This window comes from Micromonospora sp. NPDC002575 (genome assembly GCF_042889525.1).
GTDB classification, from domain to species: Bacteria; Actinomycetota; Actinomycetes; order Mycobacteriales; family Micromonosporaceae; genus Micromonospora; species Micromonospora carbonacea.
Genome location: NZ_JBIARA010000007.1, coordinates 42,992 through 58,906 on the forward strand (window position 1 = coordinate 42,992; position 15,915 = coordinate 58,906).

General features: G+C 76.6%; 12 protein-coding genes. 7 read left to right on the forward strand and 5 right to left on the reverse strand.

Going from position 1 to position 15,915, the window contains the following annotated elements; all coding sequences use genetic code 11:
- Nucleotides 1-7: 7 nt before the first annotated feature.
- Genes ACFYWL_RS13150 through ACFYWL_RS13165 form a run of 4 tightly spaced genes read right to left on the reverse strand, consistent with a single transcriptional unit; the run spans nucleotide 8 to nucleotide 4,852 of the window.
- Nucleotides 8-1,177, reverse strand: a complete 1,170-nt coding sequence (locus ACFYWL_RS13150) for a polysaccharide pyruvyl transferase family protein (protein WP_386971487.1) — start codon at nucleotides 1,175-1,177, stop codon at nucleotides 8-10.
- Nucleotides 1,167-2,498 (reverse strand): lipopolysaccharide biosynthesis protein, encoded by a 1,332-nt coding sequence (locus ACFYWL_RS13155; protein ID WP_386971490.1) that lies wholly within the window; start codon nucleotides 2,496-2,498, stop codon nucleotides 1,167-1,169. The genes ACFYWL_RS13150 and ACFYWL_RS13155 overlap by 11 nt, the downstream gene beginning before the upstream one ends.
- 43 nt (nucleotides 2,499-2,541) lie before the next feature.
- On the reverse strand, nucleotides 2,542-3,402 hold the full coding sequence (locus tag ACFYWL_RS13160; protein WP_386971493.1) for a glycosyltransferase family 2 protein: 861 nt from the start codon (nucleotides 3,400-3,402) through the stop codon (nucleotides 2,542-2,544).
- The gene (locus ACFYWL_RS13165; protein WP_386971496.1) at nucleotides 3,368-4,852 is read right to left on the reverse strand and encodes a hypothetical protein; all 1,485 of its coding nucleotides are present in this window, start codon (nucleotides 4,850-4,852) and stop codon (nucleotides 3,368-3,370) included. Before ACFYWL_RS13165 ends, ACFYWL_RS13160 begins: the two co-directional genes overlap by 35 nt.
- A 147-nt stretch (nucleotides 4,853-4,999) precedes the next feature.
- Between ACFYWL_RS13165 and ACFYWL_RS13170 the strand changes: the two genes are divergently transcribed.
- Nucleotides 5,000-5,857 (forward strand): glycosyltransferase, encoded by an 858-nt coding sequence (locus tag ACFYWL_RS13170; RefSeq protein ID WP_386971499.1) that lies wholly within the window; start codon nucleotides 5,000-5,002, stop codon nucleotides 5,855-5,857.
- Nucleotides 5,858-5,878: 21 nt separating this feature from the next.
- Here the strand turns inward: ACFYWL_RS13170 and ACFYWL_RS13175 are convergent, their stop codons facing one another.
- The gene (locus ACFYWL_RS13175; RefSeq protein WP_386971502.1) at nucleotides 5,879-7,849 is read right to left on the reverse strand and encodes a trypsin-like peptidase domain-containing protein; all 1,971 of its coding nucleotides are present in this window, start codon (nucleotides 7,847-7,849) and stop codon (nucleotides 5,879-5,881) included.
- Between the two features lie 104 nt (nucleotides 7,850-7,953).
- On the opposite strand from ACFYWL_RS13175, the gene ACFYWL_RS13180 reads away from it, so the two are divergent.
- The 6 genes from ACFYWL_RS13180 to hutH are packed head-to-tail and all read left to right on the forward strand — an operon-like array spanning nucleotide 7,954 to nucleotide 15,857.
- Nucleotides 7,954-8,808 carry a MurR/RpiR family transcriptional regulator gene (locus ACFYWL_RS13180; RefSeq protein WP_386971505.1) on the forward strand — a complete coding sequence of 285 codons (855 nt, stop codon included), beginning with the start codon at nucleotides 7,954-7,956 and terminating at the stop codon, nucleotides 8,806-8,808.
- A gap of 13 nt (nucleotides 8,809-8,821) precedes the next feature.
- Nucleotides 8,822-10,510 (forward strand): urocanate hydratase, encoded by a 1,689-nt coding sequence (hutU, locus tag ACFYWL_RS13185; protein ID WP_386971508.1) that lies wholly within the window; start codon nucleotides 8,822-8,824, stop codon nucleotides 10,508-10,510.
- Nucleotides 10,504-11,745 carry an allantoate amidohydrolase gene (locus ACFYWL_RS13190; protein ID WP_386971511.1) on the forward strand — a complete coding sequence of 414 codons (1,242 nt, stop codon included), beginning with the start codon at nucleotides 10,504-10,506 and terminating at the stop codon, nucleotides 11,743-11,745. Before hutU ends, ACFYWL_RS13190 begins: the two co-directional genes overlap by 7 nt.
- Before the next feature lie 37 nt (nucleotides 11,746-11,782).
- Entirely contained in the window at nucleotides 11,783-13,153 is a 1,371-nt protein-coding gene (locus ACFYWL_RS13195) for a formimidoylglutamate deiminase (RefSeq protein WP_386971514.1), read from the forward strand.
- Nucleotides 13,153-14,331 carry an imidazolonepropionase gene (gene hutI, locus ACFYWL_RS13200; protein ID WP_386972003.1) on the forward strand — a complete coding sequence of 393 codons (1,179 nt, stop codon included), beginning with the start codon at nucleotides 13,153-13,155 and terminating at the stop codon, nucleotides 14,329-14,331. Before ACFYWL_RS13195 ends, hutI begins: the two co-directional genes overlap by 1 nt.
- Nucleotides 14,319-15,857, forward strand: coding sequence for a histidine ammonia-lyase (gene hutH, locus ACFYWL_RS13205; RefSeq protein WP_386971517.1), 1,539 nt, complete (start codon nucleotides 14,319-14,321; stop codon nucleotides 15,855-15,857). The genes hutI and hutH overlap by 13 nt, the downstream gene beginning before the upstream one ends.
- The last annotated feature ends 58 nt before the right edge of the window (nucleotides 15,858-15,915 follow it).

Below are 15,915 nucleotides of genomic sequence, written 5' to 3' on the forward strand. Positions count from 1 at the left end.
GCCGCCGTCACCCACGGGCCCAGGGCGCCGCCGTGAAGTTGCGCCGGGCGCGCTCGGCGTAGATCGCGCGGGGCAGCTCCGGCACGTCCTCGGTGGTGAGCAGGCCGGCCAGCGTGCGGGTCACCGCCGCCGCGTCGCCGGGCATCCGGGGCGTGCGCAGCGCCGCCGGCTGCCCGATCTCGTCGAGGAAGTCGTCGCACTTCTGCTGGTACGGCACGAGGGTGAACGGTACCCCCGCCAGGTACGCGAAGACGGCCCCGTGCAGCCGCATGTGCAGCCCGAGGTCGCAGCGCTTCATCTCGTTCCAGCAGGCCCGCACGCCGTCGCGGGCGGTGACGACCCGCACGTCGCAGTGCCCCGCGACGGCGGCCCGCAACCGCTCGCCGACCCGCTCGTCGCCGTGCAGCGGGTGGGTGTTGAACACGAACACGGTGACGTCGACGGGCTCGGCGCGCACCAGCGCGCGTACGCCCTCTATCAGGGTGTCCTCGCGGCGGCGCACGTCGGCGTCGGCGGCCTCGTGGTCGACGCCGAGCAGGGTCACGCCGAGGCGGGCCCGGCCGGTGGGGCGCGGCCGGCGCGGCGGGACCGGCTCGCCGAGCGCCTCGGGCAGCAGGCCGGCGAGGTCACCGGCGGGCACCAGCACGCCCGGGTAGCCGGCCCGTTCGAGGACCTCGGCGGAGGCGATGTCGCGTACCCCGATGAAGGCGACCCGGCGCAGGACGCGCAGCAACCGGCGCTCGGAGGCGGCGGAGACGAACGGGCCGACGGAGACCCCGACGGCGGCCATCGGATGCCCGGACACCCCGGAGAACAGCGAGAAGACCTTCTTCTCGCTCAGCGGGCCCATCTCGCGGAACACGGAGCCGCCGCCGAAGACCAGCATGGTGGAGCGGCGCAGCAGGGCGGCCTTGTTGAGCACCCAGCCGGCCCGGTCGGCGGTGCCGCGCGAGCGGTACCAGCGCGGGTCCATGCCGGTGCGCTCCGGCGGCAGGTCCACCATGGGCGGCGCGGCGAAGACGGGCTCCTCGGCGCCCCAGTAGACCCGCGTCGCCCAGTCCATGACGACGCAGAACGCGTTGTCGCCGACGTTCTCCATGCCGTAGTAGCCGACGACCAGGGGCCGGCGGGCCACGGCGGCCGGCGCGGGACGGGTGGGGGCCGGTTCAGGACGCACGGGGAGCCTCCCTGCTCAAGCGCCTGCGCAGGTCGCGCCAGGTGGGCAGCGGGGCGTCGCCCACGACGCCCCGCCGGGCGGCGACCCAGAGCAGGCAGCAGAGTATCGCCTCCGCCAGCACCGTCGCCCCGGCGGCACCGCGCACGCCCCACACCGGGACGGCCACCGCCAGCGCCGCCAGCAGCGCCACCGCGCCCACGGCCTGGTATACCACCTTGCGGCGCAGCAGCCCGCCGCTGGTCAGCAGCGCGGCCACGGCTGCGCCGCCGAACCGGAACGGCACCGCCAGCGCCAGCACCGCCAGCACCGGCGCGGCGTCACGGTATTCCGCGCCGAACACCAGCGGCAGGGCCAGCAGGCCGCCGAGGGCCACCGCCGCCGCGACGACCACGCCGAGCACGACCATCCCGGCGCTGCCCCAGCGGTACGCCAGCAGCACCGCCTCGGCGTCCGAGCCGGCCCAGCGGTGCAGCTTGCCCAGCAGATACTGCTGGTAGACGACCCGGGGCACCAGGTAGACGGCGGTGAGCACGGCCATCGGCACGGCGAGCAGGGCCGCCTCCGCCCCGCCGAGCAGCTCGGCGGCGAGCACCGTGCCGAAGTGGATGCCGAGCAGGTAGCAGACGTTGCCGAGCACGTACGGGGTGGCCGCCCCCAGCAGCTCGCCCGGCCGGGGGCCGACGTCGACGCCGCCGGCGGGGGCCGGGTGGGCGGCGGGGGCCGGGTGGCCCTCCAGCGGCATCGCGCCGCGCCGGAACTCGCGGGACGCCAGCAGGCAGGCGGCGACCGTCGCCACGGCGACGACCGCGTACCCGGCCGCCGCGGCGACGACCGACAGCCCGGCCGCCCAGACCGCCACGGTGACCAGCACCCGGCCCAGGTGGGGGGCCAACTGGAGGGCGGACAGGCCCCGGTAGTCGCCGCGCAGTTGCCGCACCGACCCGGTCAGCGCCAGCGCCGCCTGGGCCACCACGACTGTGGCGAGCAGGGCCCGCACCGCCGCCGCCGTGGTGTCGGGCAGCTCGGCGGCGCTCCAGGCCAGCACGCCGAGCAGCAGCGCCGCGCAGGCCGCGCAGGCCAGCCGCAGCGACGGCCCCACCCAGCGGTACGCCCGCGTGCCCTCCTGCCCGAACACCTGCAACCACAGCTCGGAGACGCCGAACACGGCCAGCGGCGCGGTCAGCGACACCACGGCCAGCACGGCGGTGAACGAGCCGAAGTCCTCCCGGGTGAGCGTGCGGGCGAGCAGCACCTGGCTGCCGAACGCGGCGACGGTGACGCCGGCCTGGCTCAGCCCCAACAGGCCGACCTGGGCCAGCATGGTGGCCGCCCGCCCGCGCTGCGGTGCCGCGCCGCGCCCGGTGTCAACGGCCGAGGCTGACAAGCCACTTGCCCGTCTCGCTGAGGGTGCGCAGCGCCTTGATGCCCAGCGCCACGCCGGGCGCCCGCGACGGGCGGTACATGTCGACCAGCCGGAACCAGAAGACCAGCCCGCCGAGGCGGCCCCGGGTGATGTTGCCGTCGTGCCGGCGGAAGCGGACCACCGGGTGGGGCAGGTGCCGGGGGTGCACGCCGGCGCGCAGCGCCCGCAGCACCAGCTCCACGTCCTCGAAGAGCCGGAAGCTCTCGTCGTACCCGCCGATGCGCTCCAGCACCCGCCGGTCGATCGTGGTGCCGGAGTGCTTGAACGGCAGCCGGGGCCGGGTCAGCACCCCCAGCAGCATGGCGCGCGCCGAAGTGTATTCGGGCAGCCGGATGCGCCGGGAGGCGTCGCCGCGCACCTCGTGGTAGTCGACGTAGACCCAGCCGCCGCCGGTGGTGGTCAGCAGGTCGTGCAGCCGGCCCAGCGCGTCGACGGAGAGCTCGTCGTCGGAGTCCAGCACGGTGATGTACCGGCCGGTCGCGGCGCGCAGGGCGACGTTGCGGGCCCGGGCGATGCCGCTCGGCGGCAGGCTGAGCACCCGGACCCGCCGGTCGGCGGACACGCCCGCCTCCGCCAGCACCCGGGTGACCGGCACGGCCGAGCCGTCGTCGACGACGACCAGCTCGAAGTCCCGGTGATGGTTGGCGAGCACGCTGCGCACCGCGTCGACCAGCAGTTCGGCGCGGTCGCGGACCACGATGCAGACCGAGAACGTCGGCACCACGGCCGCGTCGTCGCCCGCGTGCGGGGTGCCGTCCGCGTCGTGCTCACCCTGGACGGACGCCGGCAGTGGATGCCCCATCGAGCCGCCCCTCCTCCCGTTCGACATCGGCCGTGACCGTGGCGTCGCCCGGCGACGCGCCCGGCGCGCCGGCCAGCGACAGGATCACCAGCTGCCCGAAGAGGAACAGCCACATGAAGTACGGGTACGCCATCGGCTTCTGCGTGAGCCCGAAGAGCACGAAGACCGCGTAGAGCACGCCGAGCGCCCAGCGCTGCGCCGGATCGGCGCACCGCCGCCGGACGACGACGTAGAGGCCGGCGACGATCCCGACGACCGCGACGAGGCCGACGACGCCCCAGACGACGAGGATGCGCAGCAGGTCGTTGTGCATGTCCCACGGCTCGTAGCCGAACCCGAAGAGCCAGACGTCCGGCGTGGACCGGTGCAGGACGCGGGCGACGTCGTTCCAGATCGCGCCCCGGCCGTGCATGAACGTGTCGGAGCGTACGTCGAGCGAGCCGACCTCGGTCAGCGCCACCCCGGCGCGTTCCCGGACGGCGTCGCCCGCGAGCGCGGCGGCGACCCCGCCGGCCGCGACCAGGCCCGCGGCCACGGCCACGACCCGTCGTCGGCCGACGCCGGTGCCCAGCGCGGCCCGCAGGGCCCCCAGCCGCCGCGCCTCGAAGGCCAACACGATCACCAGCAGGCAGCCGATGGTGAGCCGGTGCAGCGACACCACGCCGGTGGCCACGAAGAGGCCGATCAGCGCGTACCGGCGCAGCGGCGTCAGGCGCAGCCGGCCGCCGGCCACCCGCAGCCGGTCGCCGAGCACGTAGCAGAGGAAGACCGAGAACATCAGCAGCCGCCCGAGCGACATCGGGTGGTAGTAGCCCCCCGACGCCCGGCCGATCTTCTGGCCGGGCAGCTCGAAGTAGAACGAGTAGGGCACGACGCCGGCGACCTGGAGCCAGGCCAGCGCGCAGTGGACGACCGCGCCGGCCAGCACGACGGCGGCCACCACGGCCAGGCGGCGGGCGGGGAACCGGGCCGGGCGCATCAGCATCGCCCCGATCAGCGCCACCGGGGCGAAGCTGACCAGCAGGCGCACCGCCTCGGCGGGGATCGCCGAGGCGGGGTCGAGCCGTGGGCCGTAGATGGGGTAGCGGCGGATGTCGAACAGGGCCAGCAGGTCGGCGCGCGGCCCGGCCGCCAGGTAGCTGAACCCGGAGACGACCAGCAGCAGGGCGAGGGCGAGCAGCATCGCCAGCACGGGGCGTGGCGGCAGCCGGCGGGCCGCGAGCACCGCCGCCGCGAGGGCCGCCACCATGCACGCCGCCCCGACGGCGCTGAGCAGGACGCCCAGGTCGACCCCGCCGCCCGCGTCCCGCTCGCCGATGTCGAGCAGGGGCTTGACCGCGATCAGCGCCAGCGCGGCGGTGGCGAGGTGGCCGGCGGCCCGGTCGAGCCGCTCCGGCATGCCGCCCGCGATCCAGGTGCCGGGGGCGGTGAGCGGCGCGGGACTGTCCACCTTGTCCAACCGTCGGTAAGGAGCGAAACACCAGGACGATACCAACGCGGGGCCCCGCCCGCTGACCCCGAGACCGTTCGGCGGGGCGCGCGGGCGAGGCGACCCCGCCTTGCCGGCACGGCGTCCCGTCCGGCAAGCTGGTCAGCCGTGTCGAGCCCCCTGCCCCGCCCCGGCCCGATCGGTGTGGTGATCGCCGCCCACGACGAGGCGAACGTCATCGGCGGCTGCCTGGACGCGCTGCTCGCCGACGCGGGCGTCGACGCCGGCGTCGAGCTGGACATCGTCGTGGTGGCCAACGGCTGCACCGACGACACGGCGCGGGTGGCCGCCGCGCGGCCCGGCGTACGGGTGGTGGAGCTGGCCGAGGCGGGCAAGGCGGGCGCGCTGAACGCCGGGGACGCGGTGGTGCGCGGCTTCCCCCGGTTCTATCTGGACGCCGACGTGGTCCTCGGCCCCGGCGCGCTGCGCGCGATGGCCGCCGCGCTGACCGCGCCGGTGGACCCGCCGCTGGCCGTGACGCCCCGCCGGGAGATGGTCACCGCCGGCCGGCCGCTGCTCGTGCGCGCCTACTACGCGATCAACACCCGGTTGCCGATCTTCGCGGACGCGCTGTTCGGCCGGGGCGTGCTGGGCGTGTCGGCGGCGGGGCGGGAGCGCTTCGACCGGTTCCCGGCCGAGATCGCCGACGATCTCTTCCTGGACTCCCGGTTCGCCTCGGCCGAGAAGCGCGAGGTGTCGGCGGTGGCGTCGGTCGTGCAGACCCCCCGGACGCTGCGGGACCTGGTCCGCACGCTGGCCCGGGTGCGGGCCGGCAACGCCATGCTGCGCGCCTCGCACCCCGGGATCCGCCCGTCGGCCCCGTCGTCCTGGCTGCGGGACGTGGTGCTGCCCCGCCCCTGGCTCGCGCCGGCCGCGGTGGTCTACGTGGCCGTCACGCTCGCCGCCGCGCTGCGCGCCCGCCGTCACCCTCGGGGCGCGTGGGGCCGCGACGCCTCAACCCGCTGACCGCACCGGGAAGGGCTGGGGTCAGCGGCGCGGTCGACGCCTCGCCAGCAGCACCACGCCGATCGCGAGCGCGGCGAGCAGCGCGCCGCCGAGCCCCGAGAAGAGCACCGTGGGCAGGTTGGACTGCTCCGGCGCCGCCGCCGTGAGCTGCTGCCGGTCGGCGGCGCTCTGCCGGTACGCCTCGGCGAGCTCGTTGCCGTTGCCGCCCCGGGCGACGGCGTCCAGTTGGGACACCGCCGTGGCGTCCCGCCCGGTGAAGTACGCGTCGAGCCCGCGCCGGTAGAGCCGGTCGGCGTCGCCGAGCGTGGGCGTGACCCCGGCCTCGGCCAGCAGCTCCCGGGCGGCGGTGACCGGCACGACGGCCCGGTTGGCCCCGCCCGCCCCGGACCGGTCGTTGGTGAGCACGCCGACGACCCGGCCGGCCGGGTCGAGCGCGACGCCGCCGTGGGAGTAGATGCCGATGTCGTCGCCGATCCGGAACAGCGGCACCGGGCCCTGGCCGGTGTCGGTGGCGGTGACCTGCACGGTCTTCGAGCGCAGCGTGTAGGTGGCGTCGCGGAAGTCGGCGTCGACGGTGTGGTAGCCGGCGACCACCACCGCGCCGCCCGGCGTCAGCGCCGCGGCGTCGCCCAGCTCGACTCCGGGCAGGTCGGGCCGGGCGACCTTGACCAGGGCGAGGTCCCCGGCGTCGGCGGCGCGGGTGCGGAGCACCTCGCCGGCGATCGCGGGGGTGCCGGTGAGCCCGCCGGTGGCCTGGTTGAGCTGCACGAAGACCTGGCTGGACGGGGGACGGTCCGGCTCCTTGCCGGTGAACCGGGTGCCGGCCGTCCGCGACCGGACCCAGCCGTCGAGCGCGCCCGAGGTGAGCTTCTTCCCGGCGACGAGGATCCGGCCGAGGGTGTAGAGGGCCCGTTCCCGGGCGACCGGCTCGTCGGGTGCGACGCACTGGCCGTTGGTGAGCACGTGCCCGGCGGGGTCGACCACGAAGCCGCTGCACCGCCGCTGGAACGTGACGGGCGTCGGGTTGAGCAGCGCCCCGGTCCGCCCGTCGCGCAGGTATCCGTTGAAGACGGCCTCGACGAAGACGAGCCCCGGCGCGGCGGTGGCGAGCGCCCGTTCCTGGGCGCTGTAGGGGGCCGCCTGGCTCCACGGGCGGAAGCCGGCGGCGGGGGTGACGGTCGGGAACGCCCCGGCGGGGCCGGCCGGCGGCGGCGCGTCCGGGCCCCGGGTGACGGCCCAGGCCGCGAGCCCGCCGCCCGCGGCGAGCACGACCAGGGCCAGCGCCGCGACGCCGAGCCGCAGCCCGGTGCGCGGGCGGGGCGGCGGGGACGGCTGGATGCGCCGGGCGGGCGACGCGAAGGGGTCGTGTGGCGGCCCGGGGTCGGCCGGCCCGGGGTGGGCGGCCAGCGGGTCCGCCGGTGCGGTCGCGACGACCGGCGAACCGGTGGCGTGCGCCGCCCAGACCGGCGGCGCCCCCGAGCTGGGCGCCCCGGAGGCCGGCACGCCGGAGCTGGGCATCCCCGAGCTGGGTGCGCCCGAGATCGGGACACCAGAGGTTGGCTGGCCGGAGGCGGGCACGGCCGAGCTGGGCACGCCCGAGGTCGGCGTGGCCGGCGCGGCCGGCGTGACCGGGCTGGTGGCCGACGTTGCCCGGGCGGCCGGGTCGCCGACGGGCTCCAGGTGGGGCGAGCGCAGCGGCATGCCGAGCAGCCCGAAGAGCTTGTCGGCGGCGTTCTCCACCTCGGCCGGGTAGGCCACCCAGGGGCGGGCGGCGGCGAAGTCGGCGTTGACGTAGCGGGGGCCGCCCGGGGTCTGCGCGAGGGTGTCCGCCGCGTTGGTGAACGCCTCCCGCCAGGGCTGGTCGGCGGCGGCGGCGCCCTCCAGCACGGCGACGGTCATCAGCCGGTCCTGGCCGTCCACCGCCCACCAGACGCTGCCGACCTGACACACGCCCGACGCCTCGGTGAACCTGTACGGACCATCCGGCTGCATGCCCCACTCCTCTGTTCACCCGCCGTGCGGATAGTACCGAGGCGGCACGACGCGGGAGGCCGTCACGGGTTGCCTCTGAAAATCTTCATGCATAGGGTCAGGCCATGAATGAAGGAGGCACGGCTGGGGCGTCCGCCGCCCGGGTGCTCGACCTCTTCCAGGGCGTCCGGCTCACCCCGACGCAGCGGCGCATCGCGCACAGCCTGGTACAGCACGCCGCCGCCGCGGCGTACCTGTCGGCGGCCGAGGTGGCCGAGCTGGCCGGCGTCAGCCAACCGTCGGTGACCCGGTTCGCCGTCGCGCTCGGCCACGACGGCTACCCGGCGCTGCGCCGGCGGCTGCGCGAGCTGACCGGGGCCGCCGCCACCGGCGAGCCCTCCGGCGGCAACGAGCTGCAACGCGCCGTGCACACCGAGATGGCCAACCTGGAGCGGCTGGCCGGCGAGCTGGCCGACACCGGCCGGGTCGCCGCCGTCGGCAAGCTGCTCGCCGCGAGCCGCCCCCTGCCGGTGCTCGGGCTGCGGGCCGCCGCGCCGCTGGCCGCGTACTTCGCGTTCTTCGCCGCGAAGGTGCACCCCGACGTGCGGGTGCTCGACGACGGCGGCAGCCTGCTCGCCGACCGCCTGGAGCAGGCCGCGGCGGCCGGCGCGACCGCCCTGCTGGCCTTCGTGCTGCCCCGCTACCCCCGGGAGACCCTCGACGCGCTGGCCGAGGCGCGGGCCGCCGGGCTGACGGTGGTGGCGATCACCGACTCGCCGGTCAGCCCCGCGACCGAGCACGCCGAGGTGGTGCTCCCGGCCGCCGTCGGCACCGACCTCGTATTCGACCTGCACACCGCACCGATGACCCTGGCGATGGTGGTCCTGTCGGCCATCTGCGACGCCGCCCCCGCCGAGACCCAGCGCCGGCTGGAGGCGTTCGAGTCCTCCGCCGCCCGCCGCCAGTTGTTCCTCGGCTGAGAGGAGAGACGAGATGCCCCAGCCCGTCCGCGCCGCCCGGGGGGCCGCGCTCACCGCCCGGGGGTGGCCGCAGGAGGCCGCCCTGCGGATGCTGATGAACAACCTCGACCCGGAGGTGGCCGAGCGCCCCGACGACCTGGTCGTCTACGGCGGCACCGGGCGGGCGGCCCGGGACTGGCCGTCGTACCACGCGCTGGTGCGCACGCTCACCGACCTGCGCGACGACGAGACGATGCTGGTGCAGTCCGGCCGCCCGGTCGGGGTCCTGCGCACCCACGAGTGGGCCCCCCGGGTGCTGCTGGCCAACTCCAACCTGGTCGGCGACTGGGCCACCTGGCCGGAGTTCCGCCGCCTGGAGTCGCTCGGCCTGACCATGTACGGCCAGATGACCGCCGGTTCGTGGATCTACATCGGCACCCAGGGCATCCTCCAGGGCACGTACGAGACGTTCGCGGCCGTCGCCGCGAAGCTCGCCGGCGCCCGCGGCGACGGGCAGCAGCACGGAGGCGGCACGCTCGCCGGCACGCTGACGCTCACCGCCGGCTGCGGCGGGATGGGCGGGGCGCAGCCCCTCGCGGTCACCATGAACGGCGGCGTGTGCCTGATCGTCGACGTCGACCGGTCCCGGCTGGACCGCCGGGTGCGCGACCGCTACCTCGACGAGGTCGCCGACTCCCTCGACGACGCCGTGGAGCGGGCGCTCGCCGCGAAGCGGGACCGCCGGGCGCTGTCGGTCGGCGTCGTCGGCAACGCGGCCACGGTCTTCCCCGAGCTGCTGCGCAGGGGCGTGGCGGTCGACGTCGTCACCGACCAGACCAGCGCGCACGACCCGCTGTCGTACGTGCCGGAGGGGGTGGAGCTGGCCGACGCGCCGGACTACGCGAGGGCGAAGCCCGCCGAGTTCACCGACCGGGCGCGGGAGTCGATGGCCAGGCACGTCGAGGCGATGGTCGGCTTCCTCGACGCCGGCGCGGAGGTCTTCGACTACGGCAACTCGATCCGGGGCGAGGCGCGCCTCGGCGGGTACGAGCGGGCGTTCGACTTCCCCGGCTTCGTGCCGGCCTACATCCGGCCGCTGTTCTGCGAGGGCAAGGGCCCGTTCCGGTGGGCGGCGCTCTCCGGCGACCCGGCCGACATCGCCGCCACCGACCGGGCGATCCTCGACCTGTTCCCGGAAAACGAGTCGCTGGCCCGCTGGATCCGGCTGGCCGGCGAGCGGGTCGCGTTCCAGGGCCTGCCGGCGCGGATCTGCTGGCTCGGCTACGGCGAGCGGGACCGGGCCGGGGCGCGGTTCAACGAGATGGTCGCCTCCGGCGAGCTCTCCGCCCCGGTGGTGATCGGCCGGGACCACCTCGACTGCGGCAGCGTCGCCAGCCCCTACCGGGAGACCGAGGCGATGGCCGACGGCTCCGACGCCATCGCCGACTGGCCGCTGCTCAACGCGCTGGTCAACACGGCCAGCGGGGCGTCCTGGGTGTCCATCCACCACGGCGGCGGGGTGGGCATCGGCCGGTCCATCCACGCCGGCCAGGTCTGCGTCGCCGACGGCACCGCGCTGGCCGGGCAGAAGATCGAGCGGGTGCTCGCCAACGACCCGGCGATGGGCGTCATCCGGCACGTCGACGCCGGCTACGACGCCGCCCGCGAGGTCGCCGCCCGCACCGGCGTCCGCGTCCCGATGCAAGGAGGGGCCCCTTGTTAACGCATTCTGTAGGTGAAGGGCCCCTTCCTAACAACGACCACAGCAGCCAGCGCCGGTTCCGCGAGCTGTGGGACGAGATCGCCCCGATCGGGCGCGACGCCGGCAGCGGCGGCTACCTGCGGTTCGCGTTCACCGGGCCCGAGCTGGCGCTGCGCGACTGGTTCCGGGCGCAGGCCGACCGCCGGGGCATGCCGGTCACCGTCGACGGCAACGGCAACCTCTTCGCCCGCTGGGGCGAGCCCGACGCGCCCGGGGCGGTGCTGACCGGCAGCCACTTTGACTCGGTGCCGCACGGCGGCGCGTACGACGGCCCGCTCGGCATCGTCAGCGCGTTCCTCGCCGTGGACGAGCTGCGCGCCGCCGGCGTCGCCCCGTCCCGGCCCCTGGTGGTGGCCGCGTTCGCCGAGGAGGAGGGGGCCCGGTTCGGCGTACCCTGCCTGGGGTCGAGGCTGCTCACCGGCGCGCTCGACGCCGACCGCGCGGCCGGGCTGCGCGACGCCGACGGGGTGCGCCTGGCCGAGGCGCTGGGCGACCGGCCGGCGGGCCCCCGACCGGACCTGCTCGCCGGCTGGTCGTGCTTCGTGGAGCTGCACGTCGAGCAGGGCCGCGCGCTGGTCGACCAGGGCGCGCCCGTCGCGGTCGCCAGCGCCATCTGGCCACACGGCCGCTGGCGCTTCGACTTCCACGGCGAGGGCAACCACGCCGGTACGACCCGGATGGCCGACCGCCGCGACCCCATGCTCACGTACGCGTTCACGGTGCTCGCGGCCAACAAGGAGGCCCGGCTGCGCGGCGCGCACGCCACGATGGGCCGGGTCCGGGTCGAGCCGAACGCCACCAACGCGATCCCGGCGCGGGTGACCGGCTGGCTGGACGCCCGCGCCGCCGACCCGGAGACCGTCGCCGGCCTGGTCGAGGCGGTGCGCGCGAAGGCCGCCGAGCGGGCCGGGCGCGACGGCACGGAGGTAACCGTGACCGAGGAGTCAACGACGCCGCTGGTCGGCTTCGCCGGCGACCTCGGCGGGCGGCTCGCCGCGCTGCTCGACGCGCCGGTGCTGCCCACCGGGGCGGGCCACGACGCCGGGGTCCTCGCCGGGCGGCTGCCCACGGCGATGCTGTTCGTGCGCAACCCGACCGGGGTGTCGCACTCCCCCGCCGAGGCGGCCACCGACGCCGACTGCGCCGCCGGGGTGACCGCCCTGGCCCGGGTGCTGGCGGAGCTGACGTGCCGATGACCGGAGCTGACGCGCCGATGACCGGGGAGCCGCGCCGATGACCGTCACCCGCTGGCTCGCCGAGCACGCGTGGCTGCCCGACCGGCCCGGGCCCACCGCCGACGTGCTGATCGAGGCCGACGGCGGCCGGATCACCGCCGTCACCCCGCTGTCGGCCGGCGGCGCGCCCACCGCCGGGGTCGAGGTGCTGGCCGACGCCGTACGGCTGCCCGGGCTGACCCTGCCCGGCCTGGCCAACGCCCACTCGCACGCGTTCCACCGCGCCCTGCGCGGGCGCACCCAGGGCGCGGACGGCGGGCGGGGCGACTTCTGGAGCTGGCGCGACCGGATGTACGAGGTGGCCGCCCGCCTCGACCCGGACAGCTACCTGGCCCTGGCCCGCGCCGCGTACGCCGAGATGGCCCTCGCCGGGATCACCTGCGTCGGCGAGTTCCACTACCTGCACCACGGCCCCGACGGCACCCGCTACGCCGACCCGAACGCGATGGGCGCGGCCCTGGTCGAGGCCGCCGCCCAGGCCGGCATCCGGATCACCCTGCTCGACACGCTCTACCTGACCGCCACCGTCGACGGCGCGCCGCTCGCCGGGCCGCAGCGGCGCTTCGGCGACGGCGACGTCGACGGGTGGTCCGACCGGCACGACCGGCTGACCGCCGCGCAACAAGGCCGGCCGCACGCCTTGATCGGGGCCGCGCTGCACTCGGTGCGGGCGGTGCCGGCCGACCAGATCGCCCCCTTCGCCGCCCGCAACGAGGGGGCGCCGCTGCACGTGCACCTCTCCGAGCAGCCGGCCGAGAACGACGCCTGCCGGGCCGCGTACGGCTGCACGCCGGCCCGGCTGCTGGCCGACCGGGGGGCGCTCACCCCGGCCACGACCGCCGTGCACGCGACCCACCTGACCAGCGCCGACGTGACGCTGCTCGGCGAGGCCGGCGTCGGCGTCTGCCTCTGCCCCACCACCGAGCGGGACCTGGCCGACGGGATCGGGCCGGCGCGGCGGCTCGCCGACGCGGGCGTTCCGTTGAGCCTGGGCAGCGACAGCCACGCCGTCGTCGACCCGTTCGAGGAGGCGCGGGCGGTGGAGCTGGACGAGCGGCTGCGCACCCGCCGCCGGGGGCACTTCGCCCCGGCGGAGCTGCTGGCCGCCGCGACCGCCGCCGGGCACGCCGCGCTGGGCTGGGCCGACGCCGGCCGGCTCGCCGTCGGGGCCCGCGCCGACCTGGTGACCCTGCGGCTGGACAGCGCCCGCACCGCCGGGGTGCCGCCGGAGGGCGCGTTCTTCGCGGCGACCGCCGCCGACGTCGCCTCGGTGGTCGTCGACGGCCGGCAGGTCGTCGCCGACGGGCGGCACCTGACCGTGGACGTGCCCGCCGCGCTGCGCGCCGCGATCGGGGCGGTGACCCGGTGATCGGCAGCCTGCTGGTCGACGACATCGGCGAGCTGGTCACCAACGTGGCCGGCACCGGCGACGGCAGCCCGCTGGGCCTGCGCCGCGACGCCGCCGTGCTGATCGAGGACGGGCGGGTCGCCTGGGTCGGGCCGGCGCGCTACGCGCCCGCCGCCGACCGCCGCATCGACGCGCAGGGCGGCGCGGTCCTGCCGGGCTTCGTGGACAGCCACGCCCACCTGGTCTTCGCCGGGGACCGGGCCGCCGAGTTCGCCGCCCGGATGGCCGGCGAGCCGTACACCGGCGGGGGCATCCGCACCACGGTCGGCGCGACCCGCGCCGCCACCGACGGCCAACTGCGCGACACCGTGCGCCGGCTGGTCGGCGAGGCGATGCGGCAGGGCACCACCACGATCGAGACCAAGAGCGGGTACGGCCTCACCGTCGCCGACGAGGCCCGGTCCCTGCGGATCGCCGCCGAGGTGACCGGCGAGACGACGTTCCTCGGCGCGCACGTCGTCCCCGCCGAGTACGCCGGCCGCCCCGACGACTACGTGGGCCTGGTCTGCGGGCCGATGCTCGCCGCCGCCGCGCCGTACGCCCGCTGGGTCGACGTGTTCTGCGAGCAGGGCGCGTTCGACGCCGACCACGCGCGGGCGATCCTCACCGTCGGGCAGGCCGCCGGGCTCGGGGTGCGGCTGCACGCCAACCAGCTCGGCCCGGGGCCCGGGGTGCGGCTCGGGGTGGAGCTGGGCGCGGCCAGCGTCGACCACTGCACCCACCTGTCCGACGCCGACGTCGACGCGCTCGCCGGCTCGCCGACCGTGGCCACGCTGCTGCCGGGGGCGGAGTTCTCCACGCGGTCGCCGTACCCGGACGCGCGGCGGCTGCTCGACGCGGGCGTGACCGTGGCGCTGGCCACAGACTGCAACCCCGGGTCGTCGTACACCTCGTCTATGCCGTTCTGCGTCGCGCTCGCCGTACGCGAGATGCGGATGACCCCGGCGGAGGCCGTGTGGGCCGCGACCGCCGGGGGCGCGCGGGCGCTGCGCCGCGACGACGTCGGGGTGCTGCGGTCCGGCGCGCGGGCCGACCTCATCGTCCTCGACGCCCCCTCCCACCTGCACCTGGCCTACCGGCCCGGTGTCCCCCTGATCCGCCAGGTCCTGCACAACGGAGTGCCGCAATGTCGATCGTGACCGTCCAGCCCACCGGGATCTCCCCCGCCGACGTGCTCGCCGTGGCACGCGGCGGCGCGCAGGTCGTCCTCGACCCCTCCACCGTGGCGGCGATGGCCACCAGCCGCTCCATCGTGGACGGCATCGAGGCCGCCGGCCGCCCCGTCTACGGCGTCTCCACCGGGTTCGGGGCGCTGGCCAACACGTTCGTCGCGCCCGATCGGCGGGCCGAGTTGCAGCACGCGCTGATCCGCTCGCACGCCGCCGGGGTGGGCGCGCCGATGCCGGGCGAGGTGGTCCGGGCGATGATGCTGCTGCGGGTGCGCTCGCTGGCGCTGGGCCGCTCCGGGGTGCGCCCGCTGGTCGCGCAGGCCCTGGTGGACCTGCTCAACGCCGACGTCACCCCGTGGGTGCCGGAGCACGGCTCGCTCGGCGCGTCCGGCGACCTGGCCCCGCTCGCGCACTGCGCGCTGGTGCTGCTCGGCGAGGGCTGGGTGCTCGGCCCGGCCGGCGAACGGCTGCCCGCCGCCGACGCCCTCGACGCGGCCGGGCTGGCCCCGGTCGAGCTGGCCGCGAAGGAGGGGCTGGCCCTGATCAACGGCACCGACGGCATGCTCGGCATGCTGCTGCTGGCGATCCGCGACGCGGCCCACCTGTTCACCATGGCCGACGTGACCGCCGCGCTGGCCATCGAGGCGATGCTCGGCTCGGAGCGGCCGTTCCTGCCGGAGCTGCACGCGATCCGGCCGCACCCCGGCCAGTCCGTGTCGGCCGCGAACATCCACCGGCTGCTCCAGGGCTCCGCCGTGATGGACTCGCACCGCGACGACCTGGCGCACGCCGTGCAGGACGCGTACTCGATGCGCTGCGCGCCGCAGGTAGCCGGGGCGGCCCGCGACACCCTGGACTTCGTCCGCGCGGTGGCCGACCGGGAGCTGGTGTCCGTGGTGGACAACCCGGTGGTGCTGCCCGACGGCCGGGTCGAGTCGACAGGCAACTTCCACGGCGCGCCGCTCGGCTTCGCCGCCGACTTCCTGGCCATCGCCGCCGCCGAGGTGGGGGCCATCGCCGAGCGGCGGGTGGACCGGCTGCTCGACGTCACCCGCAACCGGGACCTGCCGGCGTTCCTCTCCCCCGACGCCGGGGTCAACTCGGGGCTGATGATCGCCCAGTACACGGCCGCCGGGATCGTCGCGGAGAACCGCCGGCTCGCCGCGCCCGCCTCGGTGGACTCGCTGCCGACCAGCGGCATGCAGGAGGACCACGTGTCGATGGGCTGGGCGGCCACCAGGAAGCTGCGCACCGTGCTGGACAACCTGACCAGCCTGCTCGCCGTGGAGCTGCTGGCCGCCGTGCGGGGCCTCCAGCTCCGCGCCCCGCTCACGCCGTCCCCGGCCGGGCGGGCCGCCCTCGCGGCGCTCGGCGGGGCCGCCGGCCAGCCGGGGCCGGACGTCTTCCTCGCCCCGCTGATGGAGGCCGCCCGCGCCGTGGTGGCCGGGCCGCAGCTGCGGGCGGCGATCGAGCGGGAGACCGGCCCGCTGGGCTGAGCGTCCGCTGAGCTGAGCGTCCGCTGAGCTGAGCGTCCGCGTCCCGCCCGGCCGCCCG

Excerpts from the sequence above, each read along its gene's own strand:
- ACFYWL_RS13180 (WP_386971505.1), top strand. The coding sequence starts at position 7,954 with ATGAATGAAGGAGGCACGGCTGGGGCGTCCGCCGCCCGGGTGCTCGAC.
- ACFYWL_RS13160 (WP_386971493.1), bottom strand. The coding sequence starts at position 3,402 with ATGGGGCATCCACTGCCGGCGTCCGTCCAGGGTGAGCACGACGCGGAC.
- ACFYWL_RS13155 (WP_386971490.1), bottom strand. The coding sequence starts at position 2,498 with ATGCTGGCCCAGGTCGGCCTGTTGGGGCTGAGCCAGGCCGGCGTCACC.
- hutH (WP_386971517.1), top strand. The coding sequence starts at position 14,319 with ATGTCGATCGTGACCGTCCAGCCCACCGGGATCTCCCCCGCCGACGTG.
- ACFYWL_RS13195 (WP_386971514.1), top strand. The coding sequence starts at position 11,783 with ATGACCGTCACCCGCTGGCTCGCCGAGCACGCGTGGCTGCCCGACCGG.
- ACFYWL_RS13175 (WP_386971502.1), bottom strand. The coding sequence starts at position 7,849 with ATGCAGCCGGATGGTCCGTACAGGTTCACCGAGGCGTCGGGCGTGTGT.
- hutU (WP_386971508.1), top strand. The coding sequence starts at position 8,822 with ATGCCCCAGCCCGTCCGCGCCGCCCGGGGGGCCGCGCTCACCGCCCGG.